Source organism: Aestuariivirga sp. (assembly GCF_044238155.1).
Classification (GTDB): Bacteria; Pseudomonadota; Alphaproteobacteria; order Rhizobiales; family Aestuariivirgaceae; genus Aestuariivirga.
In genome coordinates this window covers 1-3,465 of sequence record NZ_JBIIDX010000225.1, presented here as the reverse complement: position 1 = coordinate 3,465, position 3,465 = coordinate 1, and the positions used below count along the sequence as shown (strand labels likewise).

The following is a 3,465-nucleotide window of genomic DNA, read 5'->3' as shown; positions in this document are numbered from 1 at the left end:
CCGCTGCCCGACATCAGCAAAACCCTCTTCGCGTGCAATGCGGGTTGCCCGGGTGACCATATCATCGAGGTCGCGCGCATCCTCCGTCAGAACACAGTGCAATCCCCAGACAAGCGCAAGCCTGCGTGCCGTGGCCGGAATGGGTGTCAGGGCGATCACCGGCGTGTCTGGCCTCTCGCGGGACATGCGGATCCCCGTCGAGCCCGAACCTGTGTAGCAGACGATGGCCGCAAGCCTGAGTGTCTCGGAGATCGAGCGCGCAGCACTTGAGATCGCATCGGCACTCGTTGGCTGCGGTTCATAGCGTTGTGCAGTCACGATGCTGCGATAGAGTGAGTCACGTTCCACGGCCTGGGCGATGCGGTCCATGGTCGCCACCGCCTTGTCTGGCCAGGCGCCGGTGGCGCTTTCGGCCGACAGCATGATCGCATCCGCACCCTCATAGACCGCCGTCGCGACATCCGAGACCTCGGCGCGGGTTGGCACTGGCTCGACGATCATCGACTCCAGCATCTGGGTGGCGACGATTACCGGCTTGCCCATCCGTCGTGCTGCTCTGGTGATCTGCTTTTGTCGTGCCGGTACTGTTTCCAGAGGCAGCTCGACGCCAAGATCACCGCGCGCCACCATGAGGCCATCAGAAATTTCGAGAATCTCGTCCAACACGTTGAGAGCGGCGGGCTTCTCGATCTTGGCCATGATGCCTGCCCGTCCAGCAATGAGCTTTCTTGCCTCGGCCACATCATCGGCGCGTTGGACGAAGGACAGGGCAATCCAGTCGACGCCGACCGCCGCGGCAGCTTCGAGGTCTGAGCGGTCCTTCGTCGTCAGCGCCGGTATGGGGATCACTGTATCGGGTAGATTAACGCCTTTGCGGTCTGACAAGGTGCCACCGAAGATCACGCGTGTCGTGATCTTCTCCGGCTCCGCCTTGGTGATCTCGACACGAAGTCTGCCGTCGTTGAGCAGCAGGGTGTCGCCCGGGCGGGCTGAGGCGAAAATCTCCGGATGAGGGAGCTGCACTCGTGTCTCATCGCCAGGTGTGCTGCTCGTGTCGAACGTGAACGTGTTGCCCGCTTCGATCCGCGCTTCCTTGCCGGCGAATGTCCCGATGCGGATCTTTGGGCCCTGAAGGTCGGCGAGGATGCCTATGGGACGCTTGAGCTTCGCCTCAACGGCGCGGATGTCACGGTGGAGCTGGCGCAGCAGCTCATGCTGGGTGTGGCTCATGTTGATGCGGAATACATCAACACCAGCCATGAACAGTTTCTCGATCATCTCGGGCGATGACGATGCGGGCCCAAGCGTCGCGACAATCTTTACGTTGCGGTTTCTCCGCATCACGGACCTTGGGTTGTCTTGTCGCCAGAGAGCGAGATGGTCCAGTCCTCTTCTTCGCCCGTGTCCACCTCGAAGAAGCCCGTCTTGTTGTAGCCACGTGCCTCACAATCTTCAATTCCACGGATCGTGAACACTTTTTCGCGCGTACACATGAAGGACTTTCCGCCCCAGGACCCGCCCTTGTCATAGTCCGTCGCAAAGACGTAGTAATAGCGGGCGGCCAGCTTGCCCTTGAGCAGGTTCATGCATTTCTGGGGCGCAACCATCCACCAGCCTTCAGTGGCCCAGCCTTCCTTGTCCTTGTAGCCGATCGCCACACCCACCCGGCTCTGCGTGTTGTTACAGAGCTTGAGGTCCGCATGTGCGGACAACGACATCATGCACATCATCAGGAGCGTACCTGAAATCAGCGCCAGTTTGCGAAGCATCTTTCCGTCTCCGGATGTAAACCGCGAATCTTCCATAACTTCCCAACCAGTCCCGGCCGCGTCAACCCTTGGCAGGGCCTCGCCCCTCCGTCCTCCCCCGGGCCTAACTGGGTGACTGTCCGATTAGCCTCATCTATATGGCCAGTCCATGGCAAAGATATGCCCGGCCGAAGACCCCGAAACAGTGACTGGCAGCGCGCGCTCCCGGCTGGTGCTGCTCTGTGATCATGCCTCCAACGCCATCCCTTCGGACTATGCTGGGCTCGGTCTGTCACACGAGCAGCTCTGCCGCCATATTGCCTATGATATCGGCGCCCGGGACCTCACGCTGGAACTTGCCAGGCGGCTGGGGGCACATGCGGTGCTGTCCCGTTTTTCCCGTCTTCTCATCGATCCCAATCGAGGGCTCGATGATCCCACGCTCATCATGCGGATTTCGGACGGCGACGTGGTTCCCGGCAATCGCCTTGTGGATGACGTGGAGCGGCAGCGCCGCATCGTGCGTTTCCATGCCCCCTACCATCAAGCAATTGCCGGCGCTGTCGAGCTGGTTCGGAAGGCAGGCCATCTGCCCTTTCTGGTGTCGCTGCACTCCTTCACACCGGTGTGGCGCGGCTGGCCGCGGCCCTGGCATGTCGGTGTCCTCTGGGACAGTGATGCCGCAGCGGCTCATGCGATAATCCATGGCTTCATGGGGCAGGGAGATCTGGTAGTCGGTGACAATGAGCCCTACCGGGGAGGGCTTGACGGCGATACGCTTCACATTCACGGAACGCTGACCGGTTTGCCCCATGCGCTGATCGAGGTGCGTCAGGATCTGATTGCCGACAAAACAGGTGTGGATGAGTGGGCGGAACGAGTGGCGAAGGTCATTGAACCCATTATGTATGAAGCTGGTCCGATCAGGTCGGACCAAGGGAGTGGTCCTGCATGAATATGGATGCAACAACGAGGACGGAACTGGAGGCGGCAGCCTTCCGGCGCCTGCTGGAGCATCTTCGTGCCCGCAGTGACGTGCAGAACATTGATCTCATGAATCTTGCAGGCTTTTGTCGCAACTGCCTGGCCAACTGGTTCGAGGATGCGGCGAAGACCAAGGGTGTATCGGTAACGCGCGATGAGGTGCGTGGCATGGTTTACGGCATGCCCTACGAAGAGTGGAAAGCAAAACACCAGTCTACTGCAAGCGAGCAACAACAGGCGAAGTTTGCTCAATCGCAAAAGCACTAGATCGCCGGAGGCGTCATCATGGCCGGAAGCAAGACCAGTTTTGCCCGTGGGCAGCTCAAGTCGATCGTCGAGCGCATTGAAAGGCTCGAAGAGGAAAAGAAGACGATCGCGGGTGACATCAAGGAAGTCTATGCCGAAGCCAAGGCCAATGGATTCGACACCAAGATCCTGCGCAAGGTGATCAGCTTGCGTAAAAAGGAAGCCACAGAGCGCGCGGAAGAGCAATCAATGCTTGACGTTTACATGGCCGCGCTTGGCATGATCCCGGGCGAGGCGGAGGAGGCGGCCTGAGCTGCCTCATCCCGCTCAGTTCTGAGTGGCAGCAGTCGCGGTCTGGTCGTCGGGTGTAACCAGCAGGCTTCCCTTGCCCTCGCGATTGACCACCTGCAGGTCACCCTTGCCCGCAGCGGAACTCTGCGCCAGGCCGGCGACGGCCAGCTTTGGCAGCAGCGGCTCAGATGCATCT

The 3,465-nt window shown here is 60.2% G+C and carries 5 protein-coding genes; 3 read left to right on the top strand and 2 right to left on the bottom strand.

Annotated features, from left to right (window positions below; translation table 11 throughout):
* On the bottom strand, positions 1-1,341 hold a 1,341-nt coding region (gene pyk, locus ACILRN_RS16285), incomplete at its 3' end, for a pyruvate kinase (RefSeq protein ID WP_395690015.1).
* A complete protein-coding gene (locus tag ACILRN_RS16280) occupies positions 1,341-1,769 on the bottom strand; it encodes a DUF1036 domain-containing protein (RefSeq protein ID WP_395690013.1) in 429 nt (142 codons plus the stop codon). The genes ACILRN_RS16280 and pyk, both read right to left, overlap by 1 nt.
* Before the next feature lie 148 nt (positions 1,770-1,917).
* Between ACILRN_RS16280 and ACILRN_RS16275 the strand changes: the two genes are divergently transcribed.
* The 3 genes from ACILRN_RS16275 to ACILRN_RS16265 are packed head-to-tail and all read left to right on the top strand — an operon-like array spanning position 1,918 to position 3,290.
* A complete protein-coding gene (locus tag ACILRN_RS16275; protein ID WP_395690012.1) occupies positions 1,918-2,703 on the top strand; it encodes an N-formylglutamate amidohydrolase in 786 nt (261 codons plus the stop codon).
* 2 nt (positions 2,704-2,705) lie between these two features.
* Positions 2,706-2,999: a DUF1244 domain-containing protein gene (locus ACILRN_RS16270; protein WP_395690014.1), complete on the top strand. Its 294-nt coding sequence runs from the start codon at positions 2,706-2,708 to the stop codon at positions 2,997-2,999.
* Between the two features lie 18 nt (positions 3,000-3,017).
* Positions 3,018-3,290, top strand: a complete 273-nt coding sequence (locus ACILRN_RS16265) for a DUF2312 domain-containing protein (protein WP_395690011.1) — start codon at positions 3,018-3,020, stop codon at positions 3,288-3,290.
* The last annotated feature ends 175 nt before the right edge of the window (positions 3,291-3,465 follow it).

Bases quoted from the DNA above. Each gene is read 5' to 3' on its own strand.
- ACILRN_RS16280 (WP_395690013.1), bottom strand. From the start codon at position 1,769: ATGCTTCGCAAACTGGCGCTGATTTCAGGTACGCTCCTGATGATGTGC.
- ACILRN_RS16270 (WP_395690014.1), top strand. From the start codon at position 2,706: ATGGATGCAACAACGAGGACGGAACTGGAGGCGGCAGCCTTCCGGCGC.
- ACILRN_RS16265 (WP_395690011.1), top strand. From the start codon at position 3,018: ATGGCCGGAAGCAAGACCAGTTTTGCCCGTGGGCAGCTCAAGTCGATC.
- ACILRN_RS16275 (WP_395690012.1), top strand. From the start codon at position 1,918: ATGGCAAAGATATGCCCGGCCGAAGACCCCGAAACAGTGACTGGCAGC.